A 17435-nucleotide genomic window follows, 5' to 3' on the forward strand; every position below is an offset into this window, starting at 1 on the left:
CGCTCCGGGGGCCGTGAGGCGGGCGGCACCCGCGGGACGCGTGTGACGTGAGGGACGGATCCGTCTCGACGAACCCGTGGGGACCCCCGCGACGGCAGGAGACCGGGGTCCTGCGACGGTATCGTCGCCAGGCGTGACCTCAGCCCGTCCTGACCTCGTCGTCGTCGGCTCCGGCTTCTTCGGCCTGACCGTCGCCGAACAGGTGGCCAGCCAGCTGGACAAGCGCGTGCTCGTCCTCGACCGTCGTCACCACATCGGGGGCAACGCCTACTCCGAGCCGGAGCCCGAGACCGGGATCGAGATCCACCGGTACGGCGCCCACCTGTTCCACACGTCCAACGAGCGGGTCTGGCAGTACGTCAACCAGTTCACCGACTTCACGAAGTACCAGCACAAGGTCTACTCGATCTACGCGGGCAAGACCTACTCGCTGCCGATCAACCTGGCCACCATCTGCCAGTACTTCGACAAGAGCTTCTCCCCCTCGGAGGCCCGGGCGCTGGTGGCCGAGCAGGCCGGTGAGATCGACACCGCCGAGGCGCGGAACCTCGAGGAGAAGGCGATCTCCCTGATCGGCCGCCCCCTCTACGAGGCCTTCATCCGCGGCTACACCAAGAAGCAGTGGCAGACCGACCCCACCGAGCTGCCCGCCGCCGTCATCGCCCGCCTCCCGGTGCGCTACACCTTCGACAACCGGTACTTCAACGACACCTACGAGGGCCTGCCGGTCGGCGGCTACACCGCCTGGCTGCAGAAGATGGCCGACCACCCGAACATCGAGGTGCGGCTGTCCACCGACTACTTCGACGTCCGCGACCAGCTGCCCCCCGACGTGCCGACGGTGTTCACCGGCCCGATCGACAAGTACTTCGACTACGAGGCCGGCGAGCTCGGCTGGCGCACGCTGGACTTCGAGACCGAGGTCCTGCCGATCGGCGACTTCCAGGGCACCTCGGTCATGAACTACGCCGACGAGGACGTGCCCTTCACCCGGATCCACGAGTTCCGGCACTTCCACCCCGAGCGGGACTACCCGGCCGACAAGACCGTCGTCGTCCGCGAGTACTCGCGCTTCGCCGAGACCGGCGACGAGCCGTACTACCCGATCAACACGCCCGAGGACCGGGCGAAGCTCGAGCGCTACCGCGAGCTGGCCAAGAAGGAGGCCGCGGACAAGCGTGTGCTGTTCGGCGGCCGGCTGGGCACCTACAAGTACCTGGACATGCACATGGCCATCGGTTCGGCGCTGAGCATGTTCGACAACCGCATCCGCCCCTTCTTCGACGAGGGCGGCTCGCTCGACGGCCGCCTCGACGACTGACAGCGAGGACTGACTCCCCCATGACGACGACCGCAGAAGCCCAGGTCGGGGACGCGCCCGTCAAGCCCGAGGCCGCCAGCGAGCCGGCCGCGACGGACCTGACCCCCGACAAGGCCGTGACCCTCCTCCAGCGGGTCCTCATGCCCCGGCCCGCCGACCAGCTCAAGGTGCGCAGCCTCTACCTGGACGAGGAGAACTCGACCGCGCGGGTCCAGCAGGACGGGCGCTACTCGGGTGTGATCGCGGCGGGCTCGGAGGTCTCCTTCGCGACCTACTTCAACGCCTTCCCGGCCAGCTACTGGCGCCGGTGGAGCGTGCTGACCTCGGTCGTCCTCCGCGTCACCGTCTCCGGTTCCTGCCGGATCGACGTCTACCGCTCCAAGTCCGACGGCGAGTCCATGCACGTCACCGGCGTCTCCACCCAGGACGACGAGCGGACGCTGGAGTTCGACCTGGACCTGGCACCGTTCATCGACGGCGGCTGGTACTGGTTCGACATCACCGCCGAGAGCGGGACGACGGTCCACGAGGCCGGCTGGTACGCCCCCCGGCTGCCGGCCGAGGAGCCGCGGCTGGCGATCGGGATCTGCACCTACAACCGTCCCGTCGACGCCCTGGCCGCGGCCCGGGCCCTGGTCGAGGACGCCGAGGTGCTCGAGCGCCTGGCGCTGGTCACGATCGCGGACCAGGGCAACTCGCACGTTAAGGACGCCGCCGGCTACGCCGACGTCAAGGCCGCGCTGGGTGACCGGCTGCACGTGGTCGAGCAGCCCAACCTCGGCGGCAGCGGCGGGTTCGCCCGCACCATGCACGAGGCGTTCACCCGCAGCGACGCCACGCACGTGGTGCTGCTCGACGACGACATCCAGATCGAGCCCGACAGCATCCTGCGGGCCCGCGCGTTCGCCGCCTACGCCAGGACCCCGATGCTGGTGGGCGGGCAGATGCTGGCCCTGCAGAACCGCTCCGTGCTGCACAGCATGGGCGAGATCGTCGACCGCGAGAACTTCTTCTGGCGCAACGCGCCGCACACCGAGTACCACCACGACTTCGGCAAGAAGTCGCTGCGGGAGTCCGCCGACCTGCACCGCCGCATCGACGTCGACTACAACGGCTGGTGGATGTGCCTCATCCCCCGCACCGTCGCCGACGCCATCGGCATGCCGCTGCCGGTCTTCATCAAGTGGGACGACGCGGAGTACGGCCTCCGGGCCTTCGCCGCGGGTTTCCCGACCGTGTCGCTGCCGGGCACCGCCATCTGGCACCTCTCCTGGGGCGACAAGGACGACGCCAGCGACTGGCAGGCCTACTTCCACATCCGCAACCGGCTCATCGCGGCGGCGCTGCACTCGCCGCACCGGCACGGCGGCAAGATGTTCCGCGAGATGCTGAAGCACGACCTGCGCTTCCTCATCAACCTGCAGTACTCCACGGTCGAGCTGCACCACATGGCCTACCGGGACTTCCTCGCCGGCCCGGAGCACCTCTTCGACGGCATGCCCGGCTCGGTCGTGCGGGCGCGGGAGAAGCGGGCGACCCACCCGGACGGTCAGGTCCTGCCCTCGTCCGCGGACCTGCCCCTGCCGTCGATGCCCACGGCCAAGGCGCTCCGGTTCCGCCGGATCCCGGTGACGCCGCGGCAGATCGGCAGCACCCTGGTCAAGGCGCTGGCGCACAACGCCCGGCCGGTCGAGCAGGAGAACATGCAGACCCCCCAGCTCAACCTGGCCTTCCAGGACGCGCGCTGGTTCCTGCTCTCCCGCCTCGACAGCGCGACTGTCGGTACCGCCGACGGCCGGGGGGTGACCTTCCGGCGGCGGGACCCGGCGGTGTTCCGCCGGCTGGCGGCGACGTCCGCGCAGCTGCTGCGCCGGATGTCCCAGGAGTTCCCCGACCTGCAGCGCCGCTACCAGGCCGCGGCCGGTGAGCTGACCTCGATGGACCGCTGGACCGAGGCCTTCGAGGAGTGGGGCTACCAGCGGGTGTGAGAAGGACCCCGTCCTCCCCACCCCTCGCAAGCTCGCGGCGGTGCCCTGGACGGGGCCGCGGATGACGGAGGGCCCCGACCGGATCTCCGGTCGGGGCCCTCCGTCGTCCGCCGGGCGGATCGGCCGCGGGTCAGGGGCGGGCGAACCGCTCCCGCCGGCCGGCCCGGGTGAGCCGGCGCCACTCGCGCCAGCCGGCACGGTCGCGGCGCGACACGAGGAAGAACCAGCCGAAGCGGACGGTCTCCAGCGGCCGCAGCCAGCGCATCCCCGGCTGGGCCATCAGGTAGCCGCGGTTGCGGTAGGTGAAGTAGCGCTTGACCTCGTCGGCCGGGTACTGCGCCGACAGCCGGCCGCCGAGGATCGGCGCGAACTCCGTCGTCCCCTCGGGGTGCAGGTAGGCCGCCTGCGGGCAGGTGCCGAAGCGCAGGCCGGCGCGCAGCATCCGGCGGTGCACCTCGGTCTCGTCGCCGCGGAAGAACAGCCGGTAGTCCGGGACGCCGACGACGTCGAGCGCCTCGGCGCGGAACAGCGCGCCGTTGAACAGCGACGCGTAGGCCGGCAGCAGGTCCAGGCCGGCGAAGTCGCTGCGCCACCGGCGCCAGCGCAGCCCGCGGCGCAGGGGGAAGGCCAGCCGCTCGGGGTCGGCCATGTCGGTGACCAGCGGGCTGACCTCGGCCAGGCCGTGCCGCTGCGCGGCGTCGAGCAGGGTGGCGAGGACGGTCGCGTCGGCGGGCCGGCCGTCGTCGTCGGCGCACCACACCCAGTCCGCGCCCAGGGCCAGGGCGTGCAGCATGCCGTAGGCGAAGCCGCCGGCGCCGCCGAGGTTGCGCTCGCTCGGGAGGTGGGTGGCCGGCAGGCCGCTGGCCGCGACGACGTCGGCGGCCGAGCGGTCGGGGCCGTTGTCCACGACGACGACGTGGTCGACGGGACGGGTCTGGCCGGCGATGGCGGCCAGGCTCCCGGCGAGCAGCTCGCGCCGGTGCCGGGTGACGACGACCGCGACGACCCGCTCCCCGGCGCTCGCCGGGCCGGCGGCCGGGTCGGGGCTGGGCGCGACGTCGGGGTGGTGGGCCGGCGTCACGCCGGCAGGCCCTTGTAGGCCCGCAGCACCTCGCTGAGCTCGCCCTGCTGCTTGATCTGGCCGTGCTCCATCCAGATGGCGGTGTCGCACAGCTCGCGGAGGAACTCGTCGGAGTGCGAGGCGAAGACCAGCAGGCCCGAGCGCTCCACCAGCTGCACGAGCCGCTGCTTGGACTTCTCGAGGAAGGCCGCGTCGACCGCGCCGATGCCCTCGTCGAGCAGCAGGATCTCCGGGTCGATGCTGGTGACGACACCGAGGGCCAGGCGCACCCGCATGCCGGTGGAGTAGGTGCGCAGCGGCATGTGCAGGAAGTCGCCGAGCTCGGTGAAGTCGGCGATGTCGTCGACCCGCTCCTGCATCTGCCTGCGGGTCATGCCGAGGAACAGGCCGCGGATCATGATGTTCTCGAGACCGGAGATCTCCGGGTCCATGCCCACACCGAGGTCGAAGACCGGGGCCACCCGTCCGCGGATCTCGGCCACCCCGCGGGTCGGCTCGTAGATGCCCGACAGCAGCCGCAGCAGCGTGGACTTGCCGGCCCCGTTGTGCCCGACCAGGCCCACGCGGGCGCCGTGGTCGAGGTTCAGGCTGACGTCGCGCAGCGCCTCGATGATCGGCACCTTGCGTCCGCTGTCGATGTTGCCGCCGACCAGACCCATGACGGTCTTCTTCAGCGACCGGCTCTTGGCGTCGAAGATGGGGAAGTCGACGCAGGCGTCCTTGGTCGTGATGCTGACCAGACCGCTGCTCTCGGACACGCTCACACCCAGTAGGAGACTCGGGACCGGTAGCGGCGCAGGACGACGAGCGTCAGCAACCACCCGACCACGGTGATGGAGAGGACGACGACCCAGTGCCGCCACACCTGGTCCTGGCCCAGCAGTGGACGGCGGATGATCTCGACGAAGTGCAGGAAGGGGTTGAACTCCGCCAGCCGGGCACGCTCGGCGATCTCCGGGTTGGGGCTGTTGACCAGCTCGTCGTAGACCCAGACGATCGGCGTCAGGAAGAACATCAGCTGCACGACGCTCTGCGTGATCGGCAGGATGTCGCGGAAGCGGGTGGTGATGATGCCGACCGCCAGGGCGACCCACACCCCGTTGACCGCCAGGACGACGAACGCGGCGAGGGCGTACACCGCCGTCCACTTGAGCGGCTGCGGGTAGACCAGCAGCATGACCAGGTAGACGATCATGTTGTGGGCGAAGAACAGCGTCTGCCGCCACACCAGGCGGTACACGTGCACCGACAGCGGTGAGGGCAGGTGCTTGATCAGTCCCTCGTTGGCGATGAACACCTCGGAGCCCTCGGCGATGCAGCCGCTGATGAACGCCCAGACGATGAAGCCGACGAGGACGTGCGGCAGGAGCCGTTCCAGCTCGATGTCGAACAGTCCCGAGTAGAGGACGCCCAGGGCGATCGCGGTGACCGCCATGCTGATGGTGATCCAGACCGGGCCGAGGACCGAGCGCCGGTAGCGCTGGCGGATGTCCTGCCACCCCAGGTGTCCCCAGAGCGACCGCTGCTCCCAGCCGCGCCGCAGGTCGGCGACGGCCGCGGGGAGGGTGCGTCCGGCCGGTTGTGCGAGTGCCACGCTGGTCCACGCTACCCGGGGCGCCGACGCCGGCCGTGGTGCCGATCGGCCCGCCGGTGCCCCCGGGGCGGGTGGGACCGGCGTGTCCGGTGTGTCAGCGGTAGGTGACCGTCGTCTGCCGGGTCGTCGTGTCGTAGCCGATCGACCCACCCTGGAAGTCGGTGCGCCAGCCGGTGGCCGTCGGCACCGAGCCCGTGACGGGGTAGCCGAGCCGGCCGTGCTCCCAGCCGAGCTCCACCCACCGCTGGTGCACAGGGCCGACGAGCTCGTGGGTGCCGGTCGCCGGCGACCAGTAGACCGCGCCGCCGGCGAAGAGGGCGTACCGCCCGTCGCCGTCCCGGGTGGGCAGCTCGTCGCCGGTCGGCACCCCCAGCGTCCCGCCCTCGGCGCCGAGCGACCCCCACAGCGCCGCGGTCCGGCGCAGCACGTGGGTGCCCGCCGTCGTCCGGACCACGGTGCCGCCCTCGAAGGTCTGCACCTGGGCGGCGAGGCCGGTGGTGCCGGCCAGGGGGCGCGGGTCGGCGGTGGGGTAGCCGAGGGGGCCGTGCTCCCAGCCGAGCTCCACCCACCGGCGGTGCACGTCACCGACCATGACGTGGACGCCGGTACGGGACGCGTAGACGGCGCCGTGCTCGAACAGCTGGTACGTCGCGTCGCGGCCGCCCGTCGGCACGGCGTCGGAGGTGGGCAGCCCCAGCGGACCGGCGTCCCCACCGGTCGCGTCGTAGGCGGCCCCGATGGGTCCCTGGACGGCGTGCACGCCGGTGGTGGGACCGGCGTACAGGGCTCCGCCCTCGAACGTGGCCGTGCGGCCGGTCCCACCGGCGGCCGGCCGGTCGTCGGAGGTCGGGTAGCCCAGCGACCCGTGCTCGTACCCGAGCTGGGCCCAGCGCCGGTGGAGGTCACCGGTGAGGTGGTGGACGCCGGCGCGGGACGCGTACACCGCGCCGCGCTCGAACAGCTGGTACGTCGCGTCCCGCCCGCTGGTCGGGAGGGCGTCGGTCACCGGGTAGCCCAGCGGTCCGTGCTCCCACCCGGAGGCGGCCCAGGCCGCGTGGATCCGCCCGCTCAGGACCCGGACCCCGTTGCGCGGCGTCTCGTAGACCGCGCCTCCCTGGAACGCGCTCCAGCGGGCGTCGCCGTTCCGGGTCGGCAGGGTGTCGCCCGTCGGGTAGCCGAGGAAGCCGTGCTCCCACCCCAGCTGGACCCACCGCTGGTGGATGGCCCCGAGCACGTAGTGGGTGCCCGAGGACGGGGAGGTGTAGAGGGCGCCGCGCTGGAAGAGGTTGTACCGGCCGTCGCCGCCGCCGGTCGGGGCGGTGTCGGAGGTGGGGAACCCGAGGGGACTGCGCTCCCACCCGAGGGCCGCCCACCGCGTGTACAGGTCGCCGAGGACGAAGTGGACGCCCGTGGCGGGCGACCAGTACATGCCGCCGTTGACGTAGAAGCGGAACCTGCCGTCGCCCCCGCCCGTCGGGAACTCCGCGGTGGTGGGCGGGCCGAGCTGACTGCGCGCGAACGGGTCGGCGTCGTACCGCTCGGTGACCGGGGAGGCGGCCGCGGCCAGCATCCGGCCGGCCCGGTCGCGGATCTCGCCGAGCCGGGCGTAGCCGTAGCGCCCGGGACAGGCGGTGGAGCCGACGTCGCGGTGGCCGAAGACCGTGGGGAGGGTGACGCGCGCGCCCGAGGCGTAGCGGGACGTGCCCCCGCCGCTCGAGGTCAGCGTCGTCGTCCCCCGCGGGTCGATGCCGTAGAGATCGAACTTCCACGCGATGATCGCCGCCACCGACTGGACCATCGCGTCCGTGGTCGCCGCGACGTCGTAGTTCCCCAGCATCGACACCCCGAAGGTCGAGGTGTTGAAGCCGCCGGCGTGTGCGCCCATGACCGTGCTGGCCAGACCGCCGGAACGGCCCTCCCACAGCCGTCCGTACTTGTCGACGACGACGTTGTACCCGATGTCGCCCCAGCCCAGGCTCACCGCGTGGTAGCGGTAGATCGAGCGCATGATGCCCGGCACCTGGTCGGCGGAGTAGGCGTTCGAGTCGGCCGTGTGGTGCAGCGTCGCGGCCTTGAGGGTGGCGGCGTACTGCGGCCGCCAGGTGCGCAGCCGCTCGTCGGCGCCCCACTGGGCACGGGAGTAGACGTCCGGCATGGCCATGGCCGCGTCCGCGGTGTCCTGGATGTCGGGGGTGCCGAGGGAGTCGTCGGCGTCGCTCTCGCCCGGGTCGACCAGGTCGAGCTGCACGTCGGTCGGCTGCGCGCCGGAGCGGGTGACCAGCCCGACCTCGACACCGGTGCTGGGGCCGGTCCACAGCGGCGCGGTGCCCTGGCGGACCTCGTCCGAGGCGGGCGACCGGGCGCCGGGCTCGGCGTCCTCGCGGCCCACCTCGGTCCACGCGCCCCACGAGCCGTCCTGGTCCTGCACGCGGACCTGCACGAGGGTGTCGGTGACCGCGGGGTCGTGCCGCCAGGTGACGCCGACCAGGGAGAACTCCTCGACGCCGGTCTCCTGCAGGGTGAGCACGGGCGTGGTGGCCGTCACCCCGCTGACCGGGTCGGTGGCGCCCTCCCGCACGTCGGCGCCGGGGGCCGGCGCGGTGACCGAGCCCATCGCGAGCTCCTCCGCCGACGTCTCGACCGGGACGGCCTCCGGGCCGGTGTCGGCGTGGACGGGCAGCACGAGCAGGAGCCCCGTCATCGCGACGAACGCGACGGAGCCGGCGAGCAGGCGGCGCACCAGGGTCCCTCCAGGCCGGGCGGAACGGGCGAGCAGCCGCGAGGCGGCTGACCCCTCAGGCATCGTCAGGGCCGGCCGCGGTGTTCAGCCGAAACGCGCTCGGTCCGTTCAGCCCGTGGGCAGGTCCCGCAGGGCGAGGGACAGGGCGTCGCGCCAGGGCCGGGGAGCCGGGAGCCCGGCGGCCAGCCAGGCGCTGCTGTCGAGGACGGAGTACGCCGGCCGCGGCGCCGGGCGGGGGAAGTGCTCGGTCGTCGTCGGGGACACCAGCGCCGGGTCGGCCCCGAGCTCCTCGTAGACCGCGCGCGCCACCCCGAACCAGCTCACCGCTCCGGCGTCGGTCCGGTGCAGCAGCGGAGGCACCGGGTCGGTCCGCTCCCCCACCGTGACCAGCCCGGCGGCCAGGTCGGCCGCCCACGTGGGCGAGCCGACCTGGTCCTCGACGACCGACACCGGGGCGCCGGCCGCGGCGCGGCCGGCCATGGTGCGCACGAAGTTGGCCCCGTACCGGCCGTACACCCAGGCGGTGCGGACGACGGTGACGTCCCCGCCGGCCGCGGCGACCGCGCGCTCGCCGGCCGCCTTGCTGCGCCCGTACGCCGAACGCGGGGCGAGCGGGGCGTCGACCGGGTAGGGCTCGGTGGCGGCGCCGTCGAAGACGTAGTCGGTGGAGACGTGCACCAGCCGCCCGGCGCCGGCCAGCTCCTGCGCCAGCCAGCCGGGGGCGTGCCCGTTGACGACGGTGGCGGTGTCCTCGTCGGTCTCCGCGGCGTCGACGGCGGTGTAGGCGGCGGCGTTGACCACGACCGCGCGGCGCCCGGCCGCCCGCGCGCCGGCCAGCCAGTCGCGGACGACGCTGCGCACCCCGGCCTCGTCGGCGAGGTCGAGCCGGTCGCGGGCCAGCGCGGTGAGCTCGTCGTCCTGCCGGCCGGCCAGCAGCGCCGCGAGCTCCCGGCCCAGCTGGCCGTGCGCGCCGGTGACCAGCCAGGCGGTGGGGACGCTCACGACCGGGCCGTGGCCGCGGCGGCCTTGAGCGGTTCCCACCAGGCGCGGTTGTCGCGGTACCACTGCACGGTGAGCGCCAGCCCCTCCTCGAAGGGCATCCGGGGCGCGTAGCCGAGCGCCGCGGTCTTGGAGTAGTCGACCGAGTAGCGCAGGTCGTGTCCGCCGCCGCGCGGGTCGACGATCGGCTCGACGAGGCTCCAGTCGCGCCCGGTGGCCTCCAGCAGCTTCTCGGTGAGCTCCCGGTTGGACAGCTCCCGGCCGCCGCCGATGTTGTAGAACTCGCCGGCCCGCCCGTGCTCGAGCACCAGCTGGATGCCGCGGCAGTGGTCGTCGACGTAGAGCCAGTCGCGGACGTTGGCCCCCTCGCCGTAGAGCGGGACGGGGAGCCCGTCGAGCAGGTTGGTGACGAACAGCGGGATGACCTTCTCGGGGAAGTGGTAGGGCCCGTAGTTGTTGCTGCACCGGGTCACCGAGACGTCGAGGCCGTAGGTCTGCGCGTAGGCGCGGGCGAGGAGGTCACCGCCGGCCTTGGCCGCCGAGTAGGGCGAGTTCGGCTCGAGCAGGGTGTCCTCGGTCCAGGAACCCTCGGCGATCGAGCCGTAGACCTCGTCGGTGGACACGTGCAGCACCCGGCGCACGCCGTGCCGCACGGCGGCCTCGAACACCTGCTGGGCGCCGAGCACGTTGGTGAGGACGAAGGCCGCGGCGCCGGTGATCGAGCGGTCGACGTGGGACTCGGCGGCGAAGTTGACGACGACGTCGTGACCGGGCAGGGCGGCGTCGAGGTCGGCCGCGCTGCAGATGTCGCCGCGGACGAAGCGGTAGCGCGGGCTGTCGGCCACGGGCGCGAGGTTGGCGGGGTTGCCGGCGTAGGTGAGCTTGTCGAAGACGGTCACCTCGGCGTCCTCGTAGCCGGGATAGCCCCCGGTGAGCATCGTCCGGACGTAGTGGGAGCCGATGAAGCCGGCTCCCCCGGTCACGAGCACGCGCATGGCCGCATCCTGCCGTCCGCCCGCGGGCCGGGCACGTCCCGCGTGTGACGTCTGTGTCCGGTGGGGTCGGGCGCGCCTGGACGGGCAGCCGGTGCCAGACGGGCGCCCACGGCGGCGAGACGGAGCGTTCCGCCGTGTCGCGGGCGCCACGGGCGAGCCGCTCGCCCCTAACCTCGGTCCCGTGAGCCGAGACCGCAACGAGCACGGCGGAGCCTCGGGCCGGCCGCTCCCGGCCCGGCTCGACCCGCGTGCCGGCCGCGCCCCCCGTGCCACCCGTGCGCAGGACGCCGCAGCCGACGGGGCCGGGCACCGCCCACCCCGGGAGCCCGCCGACCGCGAGCACGACGCCCGGGACCGGGGCCGCCCCCGCCGGGCCGCCGCCGCCGTCGCCCGCGCCGTGGCCGCCGTCCTGTCGGTGGTGCTGCTGGGCGCCAGCGGCTGGGGCTGGTACCTCGGGCGGGTCGCCGAGGCGACGGTCAACCGCACCAACGCCATCCCGACGGCCGGCAACTCCGACGCCGGGGACGCCCCCGAGGCGGTGAACCTGCTGCTGGTCGGCAACGACAGCCGCGCCCAGCTCACTCCCGAGCAGCTCGCCGAGCTCACCGCCGGCGAGGACTCCGGGATCAACACCGACACGATGATCCTGGTGCACATCCCGGCCGACGGGTCGCGCGCCTCGTTCGTCTCCTTCCCGCGCGACTCCTACGTGGAGATCCCCGGCCACGGCATGGACAAGCTCAACGCCGCCTACGCCTACGGCTACGGCGAGGTCGACGACTCCGCGCCGGAGACCGAGCGCCAGGCCGGCGGGGCGCAGCTGCTGGTCCGGACGATCAGCCTGCTGACCGGCCTGCAGATCGACCACTACGCCGAGGTGGACCTGCTCGGCTTCTTCGAGCTCAGCAGCGTCGTCGGCGGTGTGCAGGTCAACCTGTGCGAGCCCGTGGACGACTCCGAGTTCTCCGGCGCGGTCTTCGACGCCGGTGTCCAGACCATCGAGGGCGCCGAGGCGCTCGAGTTCGTGCGGCAGCGGCACGGGCTCCCCCGCGGCGACCTCGACCGCATCGTGCGCCAGCAGGTGTTCATCGCCGGCGTGCTGCGCAAGATCCTCTCCGAGGACGTGCTGCTCGACCTCGGCAAGCAGCGCCAGCTGGTCGAGGCGGCCTCGCAGTCCCTGACCATCGACCAGGACCTCGTGCTGCTCGACCTGGCCCAGCAGATGCAGTCGGTGACCGCCGGCAGCATCGAGTTCCAGACCGTGCCGATCGTCGGGGACGACCGCGACGACGACGGCCGCTCCATCCTCCGGCTCGAGGACGAGGACACCCTCCACGCCTTCTTCGCCGAGCTGTCCGCCGAGCCCGAGGAGGCCCCCCCGGCCACGCCGGAGGCGCCCGCCACGGTGGCGCCGTCGGACGTGTCGGTCGAGGTCTACAACGGCTCGGGCATCTCCGGTCTGGCCGCCGAGGCCGCCACGTCGCTCGAGGACGCCGGCTTCACCGTGACCAGCACCGGCAACGCCGACAGCAGCGACTATGCGCGGACGGTGGTCCGCCACGCCCCCGGCGACGAGGCCCTGGCCGCGACGCTGGCCGCCGCCATCCCCGGCGCGACCACCGAGGAGAGCGGCGACGCGAGCTCCGGCACCGTGCAGCTGGTGCTCGGCGAGGACTTCAACGGCGTCGGCCAGCAGACCACCCCGCAGGCCCCGGCCCCGGCCAGCCCGGCGGCCGAGACCCCGCGGACGGCGGCCGACACCTCCTGCATCAACTGACCCGGTAGCCGGCGCGGGCCCCTCTCCACCAGGAGAGGGGCCCGTTCCCGTTCCGTCCCCGCCGCGAGGCCGGGGGCCGGGTCGGCGTGGCCGGCCACCGCGCTCCTGCGCGTCCCGCGCCACCACAGCCCGGACCGGCCGACACCCGAGACGGCCGACGTCGCACCGGATCACCGGCGGGACCACCAACCGCCACCAGCGCCTCGTGACAGGTGGGACTCGAGGGGCCGGGAACAGACCGCTCCGTCACGGTCGTCAGGTCTTGCCATGACCAATAGTCACCAGACCGTTACAAAATTGGCCTGTAGACGAGCGCGGCCGTACCGAGGCCGCGCCGGACCCGGGCCCTGCCACGGCCCGGTCGGCGAGACGGGGAGATCATGACCGCGACGTTGGAGCGGGCCGCGGTGCGTGCGAGCGGTGACACCGCGGTCCGCACGTTCCCGACACCCCCTGCCCCTCGGCCGCGGGAGCCACGACCGGCTCCGCGGGCGGCGACGGCCGAGCGCGGCATCCGCGCGGAGATCCAGGGGCTGCGCGCACTCGCCATGGCCCTCGTGGTGATCTACCACGTCACCCCGCTGCGGGTGCCGGGTGGCTACGTCGGCGTCGACGTCTTCTTCGTCGTCTCGGGCTTCCTCATCACCGGCCACCTGCTCCGGGAGGTCGAGCGCACCGGCCGGATCCGGCTCGCGCAGTTCTGGGCCCGCCGCGCCCGCCGCCTGCTGCCGGCCGCGCTCCTGGTCCTGCTGACCAGCGCGGTCGCGACCCTCCTGTTCGTGCCGACGACGCTGTGGACGCAGTTCCTCCGCGAGATCGGCGGCTCCGCGCTCTACGTCGAGAACTGGATCCTGGCGGGCGACGCCGTGGACTACCTGGCCGCGGCCAACGTCCCGTCCCCCGCACAGCACTACTGGTCGCTGTCGACGGAGGAGCAGTTCTACCTCGCCTGGCCGCTGCTGGTGCTCGCGGCCGCATGGCTGGCCGCCCGGCTCCCCCGCGGGCGCCGGGGCGTGCTCGCCGCCGTCCTGGGCACGGTCACGGTCGCCTCGTTCGGCTACTCGCTGTGGGCCACCACCTCCTCGGTGTCCACCGCCTACTTCGCCACCCCGGCCCGTGCCTGGGAGTTCGGTGCGGGCGCGCTCCTGGCCCTGCTGGCCACCACCACCGGCCGCGACGGGCTGCGCCGCGTGGTGTCCTGGGCCGGCTTCGGCGCCATCGCCTGGGCGGCGTTCGGCTTCTCGCACGACACCCCCTTCCCGGGCACCGCCGCGCTCCTGCCGGTGCTGGGCACCGTCGCGGTGATCTGGGCCGGCTCCCCCCGCGGCGACTGGAGCCCGACCCGCCTCGCCGAGTTCGGCCCGGTCCGCTTCCTCGGCGACGTCTCCTACTCCGCCTACCTGTGGCACTGGCCGCTGGTCGTGCTGCTGCCGTTCGTGCTCGGGCACCCGCTCGGCACCGTGTCGAAGGTCGGCATCGTCGTCGCCACGGTGGCCGCCGCCTGGCTGACCAAGGTCCTCGTCGAGGACCCGGTGCGCACCAGTGCCCTCCTGACGCGGCGCCGTACCCGGGTCACCTACCTCGCCACCGTCCTCGCCACCGGCGTCGTCGTCGCCGTGGCCGCGAGCGGCACCCACCACGTCGACGTCCAGGTGGCGCGCGCCAGTGCGGCGGCGACCGGGATGGTCGGGACGCCGTGCTTCGGCGCCGCAGCCATGGACCCGGCCAACGACTGCGCCGGCCCGAACCGGGTGACCGAGACCGTCAGCCCGGCCTTCGCCGAGAGCGACCGCTCCGAGGGCATGCGCTGCCTCCTGCCCGAGATGTCCACCGAGGTGCGGGCCTGTCCGCTGCCCCACCCGGGCTCCACCGAGAAGGTGGTGCTGATCGGCGACTCCCACGCAGCGTCCTGGTGGGAGGCCGTCTCGGGCACGGCCCACGAGCGTGGGTGGTCCGTCGAGGCCCACCTGCACGCCGGCTGCCCGGCCCTGGCGAGCGACCGGTTCACCGGCCCGGGCATGCCGGCCGGACAGCCGGTGATCTGCCGGGACTGGAGCGCGGCGGTGATCGCGGAGGTCGCCGCCGACCCCGAGGTGACCCGGGTCTTCACCACCCACCGAACCGACGCCTTCAAGTTCGTCGACGAGGACGGGCAGCTGCGGATCCGCTGGTCGCCGTCGGTCGTCCGGGCGGCGCTGCAGCCCCTGGTCGACGCCGGCAAGGAGGTCTACGTGATCCGCGCGGTGCCGTCGACCAACGGGGTCACCCCGGACGGGGTGCTCGCCGACCACGCGATCGACTCGCCGGACTGCATCGCCACCGCCGCGCAGGACGACGACCCGTGCTCCGGGCCCCGCGCGCACCGCCTCACCCCCGACTCGGTCGCCGAGGGCGTGGCCGGCATGCCGGGCGTGCAGGTCATCGACCTGACCGACTCCTTCTGCGACGCCTCGCGCTGCCACACCGTCGTCGGTGGCGTGGTCGTGTACTGGGACAGCAACCACATGTCCCGGACCTTCTCCGCCACCCTGGCCGAGCCCCTCGGCGCGGCGCTGGACAGAATGCGCGGGTGACCCCTGCCGACCTGCTGGCCCGGGCGTTGCAGCGCGACGCCTCCGCCCCCCTGGTCACCTCCTACGACGACGCGACCGGCGAGCGGGTCGAGCTCTCGGGCACGACGCTGGCCAACTGGGTGGCCAAGACGGCCAACCTGCTGCAGGACGAGTTCGACGTCGGTCCCGGCAGCACCGTCGCCGTCGCGCTGCCGGTGCACTGGCAGACCGCCGCGGTGCTGCTCGGGGTGTGGAGCTGCGGGGCCGCCGTCCTCGACACCGCGGCCGAGGACGACGGCCGGCTGGACGCCGCCGACGTCGTCCTCGCCGCGCAGGACCGCCTCGCCCCGCTCGAGGAGCAGGACCTGCCCGAGCTGATGGGCCTGTCACTGCACCCGCTGGGCCTCGGGATGACCGGCTACGCCGGCCCGGCCCGCGACTTCGCCCTCGAGGTCCGCGCGCACGGCGACCTCTTCACCCCGTACGTGCCGCCGGACCCGGCCGCGACCGGCCTGCTCGCCGGTGGGCTGGAGCTCACCCTCGGCGGGCTGGCCGCCTCGGCCGGCGAGCTGGCCGCGCGGCTGGGCATCGCCGCCGGCGACCGGCTGCTCGTCGACGAGCGGACGGCGGCCGAGGCCGGGCCGGTGGCCTGGCTGCTCGCGCCCCTGGCGGCCGGCGCCTCGCTGGTGCTGTGCCGGAACGCCGACCCGGCCGCGCTGGGGAGCCGGGCGGCCACCGAGCGGGTCACCGCTACGCTCGGCCTCCGGATCGAGGGCTTCCGCGAGCTCGGCCGTCCCGCTTGAGGGCTCTGTCGCCCGAGGGCCCGGCCGCGCCGCCTCAGGGACGGACGGTGGTCAGCTGATGGACAAGGTCGTCGCGAGCGCACGGGAGGCGGTGGCCGACGTCGGGGACGGCGCCACGCTGGCCGTCGGCGGGTTCGGGTTGTGCGGGGTGCCGGTCGCGCTGATCGACGCGCTGCTCGAGCAGGGCACCAGCAGGCTGACGACGGTGTCGAACAACTGCGGCGTCGACGACCAGGCGCTGGGGGTGCTGCTCTACGCCGGGCGGATCCGCCGCACGATCAGCTCCTTCGTCGGCGGCAACAAGGAGCTGGCCCGGCTCTACCTCTCCGGTGAGCTGGAGGTCGAGCTGACCCCGCAGGGCACGCTGGCCGAGCGGCTGCGCGCCGGCGGCTGCGGCATCCCGGCCTTCTACACGCCCACCGGCGTGGGCACGATGGTCGCCGACGGCGGCATCCCGGTGCGCTACGACGCCGAGGGCAACGTCGTGGAGACCAGCGCGCCCAAGGAGACCCGCGTCTTCGACGGCCAGGAGTACGTGCTGGAGACGGCGCTGACCGCCGACTTCGCCCTGGTCCGCGCCGCGGTCGGCGACCGGCACGGCAACCTGGTCTTCCACGAGTCGGCGCGCAACTTCAACCCGCTGGCCGGCATGGCCGGGCGGGTCACCATCGCCGAGGTCGAGCGGCTCGTCGAGCCCGGCGAGATCACGCCGGAGGACGTGCACCTGCCCGGGGTGTTCGTCGACCGCGTGGTCGTCGTCGGCCCCGAGGGCAAGAAGATCGAGAAGCGCACCACCCGCCCGCGCTCGTCGGCCGCGCCGCTCGCGGCCGCCGGCGAGGAGGCCACCACCGAGGATTCCAGCACCGGGGAGTCCAGCACCGGGGAGTCCAGCACCGAGGAGCCGGCCCGATGACCCTGACCCGCGACCAGCTCGCCGCCCGGGTGGCCCTCGAGCTGGAGGACGGCGCCTACGTCAACCTCGGCATCGGGATGCCGACGCTGGTGCCCAACTTCGTGCCCGACGGCGTCCACGTCGTCCTGCACTCGGAGAACGGCATCCTCGGCGTGGGCCCCTACCCCTACGAGGGCGAGGAGGACCCCGACCTGATCAACGCCGGCAAGGAGACCGTCACGATCCTGCCCGGCGCCAGCTTCTTCGACTCGGCGCTGAGCTTCGGGATGATCCGCGGCAAGCACCTGGACCTGGCCATCCTCGGCGCGATGCAGGTCAACCCCCGCGGCGACCTCGCCAACTGGCTGATCCCCGGGAAGATGGTCAACGGCATGGGCGGGGCGATGGACCTCGTCCACGGCGCCAAGCGCGTGGTGATCATGATGGAGCACGTGGCCCGCGACGGGTCACCGAAGTTGGTCGACGAGTGCTCGCTGCCGCTCACCGGCAAGGCCTGCGTGGACCGGATCGTCACCGACCTCGCCGTCGTCGACGTCACCGCCGAGGGCTTCGCGCTGCGCGAGGTGGCGCCGGGCGTCTCGGTCGACGAGGTGGTCGCCGCGACCGGCGCCCCGCTGGCCGTGCCCGGCGACGTCCCGACCATGGCGCTGCCGGCCACCGTCTGAGCGCAGC

General features: G+C 73.4%; 13 protein-coding genes. 7 read left to right on the plus strand and 6 right to left on the minus strand.

Annotation, left to right across the window (positions count from 1 at the left end):
- Positions 1–133: 133 nt before the first annotated feature.
- Positions 134–1321, plus strand: coding sequence for a UDP-galactopyranose mutase (gene glf, locus ABQ292_RS07195; RefSeq protein WP_369204723.1), 1188 nt, complete (start codon positions 134–136; stop codon positions 1319–1321).
- Positions 1322–1341: 20 nt separating this feature from the next.
- Complete coding sequence (locus ABQ292_RS07200) at positions 1342–3309, plus strand: glycosyltransferase (RefSeq protein ID WP_369204725.1); 1968 nt, start codon at positions 1342–1344, stop codon at positions 3307–3309.
- A gap of 130 nt (positions 3310–3439) precedes the next feature.
- On the opposite strand, the gene glfT1 is transcribed toward ABQ292_RS07200, so the two are convergent.
- The 6 genes from glfT1 to rfbB all read right to left on the minus strand — a co-directional run bounded on the left by glfT1 (position 3440) and on the right by rfbB (position 10718).
- Positions 3440–4390 carry a galactofuranosyltransferase GlfT1 gene (glfT1, locus tag ABQ292_RS07205; RefSeq protein ID WP_369204727.1) on the minus strand — a complete coding sequence of 317 codons (951 nt, stop codon included), beginning with the start codon at positions 4388–4390 and terminating at the stop codon, positions 3440–3442.
- The gene (gene wzt / locus ABQ292_RS07210) at positions 4387–5154 is read right to left on the minus strand and encodes a galactan export ABC transporter ATP-binding subunit Wzt/RfbE (protein WP_438940572.1); all 768 of its coding nucleotides are present in this window, start codon (positions 5152–5154) and stop codon (positions 4387–4389) included. The genes glfT1 and wzt overlap by 4 nt, the downstream gene beginning before the upstream one ends.
- The gene (gene wzm / locus ABQ292_RS07215) at positions 5151–5984 is read right to left on the minus strand and encodes a galactan export ABC transporter permease subunit Wzm/RfbD (protein ID WP_369204729.1); all 834 of its coding nucleotides are present in this window, start codon (positions 5982–5984) and stop codon (positions 5151–5153) included. The genes wzt and wzm overlap by 4 nt, the downstream gene beginning before the upstream one ends.
- Positions 5985–6078: 94 nt before the next feature.
- Entirely contained in the window at positions 6079–8724 is a 2646-nt protein-coding gene (locus ABQ292_RS07220; protein ID WP_369204731.1) for an N-acetylmuramoyl-L-alanine amidase, read from the minus strand.
- Between the two features lie 108 nt (positions 8725–8832).
- Complete coding sequence (rfbD, locus tag ABQ292_RS07225; RefSeq protein ID WP_369204733.1) at positions 8833–9726, minus strand: dTDP-4-dehydrorhamnose reductase; 894 nt, start codon at positions 9724–9726, stop codon at positions 8833–8835.
- A complete protein-coding gene (gene rfbB, locus ABQ292_RS07230; protein ID WP_369204735.1) occupies positions 9723–10718 on the minus strand; it encodes a dTDP-glucose 4,6-dehydratase in 996 nt (331 codons plus the stop codon). Before rfbB ends, rfbD begins: the two co-directional genes overlap by 4 nt.
- Before the next feature lie 181 nt (positions 10719–10899).
- Here rfbB and ABQ292_RS07235 point away from each other — a divergent pair, with 181 nt between their 5' ends.
- From ABQ292_RS07235 to ABQ292_RS07255, 5 genes are all read left to right on the plus strand, one after another.
- Positions 10900–12495, plus strand: coding sequence for an LCP family protein (locus ABQ292_RS07235; RefSeq protein WP_369204737.1), 1596 nt, complete (start codon positions 10900–10902; stop codon positions 12493–12495).
- 380 nt (positions 12496–12875) lie between these two features.
- Positions 12876–15068 carry an acyltransferase family protein gene (locus ABQ292_RS07240; RefSeq protein ID WP_369204739.1) on the plus strand — a complete coding sequence of 731 codons (2193 nt, stop codon included), beginning with the start codon at positions 12876–12878 and terminating at the stop codon, positions 15066–15068.
- Entirely contained in the window at positions 15065–15850 is a 786-nt protein-coding gene (locus tag ABQ292_RS07245) for a TIGR03089 family protein (protein WP_369204741.1), read from the plus strand. Before ABQ292_RS07240 ends, ABQ292_RS07245 begins: the two co-directional genes overlap by 4 nt.
- 58 nt (positions 15851–15908) lie before the next feature.
- Positions 15909–16763: a CoA transferase subunit A gene (locus ABQ292_RS07250; protein WP_369204743.1), complete on the plus strand. Its 855-nt coding sequence runs from the start codon at positions 15909–15911 to the stop codon at positions 16761–16763.
- Positions 16760–17428, plus strand: a complete 669-nt coding sequence (locus ABQ292_RS07255) for a CoA transferase subunit B (protein ID WP_369204745.1) — start codon at positions 16760–16762, stop codon at positions 17426–17428. The genes ABQ292_RS07250 and ABQ292_RS07255 overlap by 4 nt, the downstream gene beginning before the upstream one ends.
- The last annotated feature ends 7 nt before the right edge of the window (positions 17429–17435 follow it).

The sequence above is a fragment of the Geodermatophilus maliterrae genome, assembly GCF_041018925.1.
Classification (GTDB): Bacteria; Actinomycetota; Actinomycetes; order Mycobacteriales; family Geodermatophilaceae; genus Geodermatophilus; species Geodermatophilus maliterrae.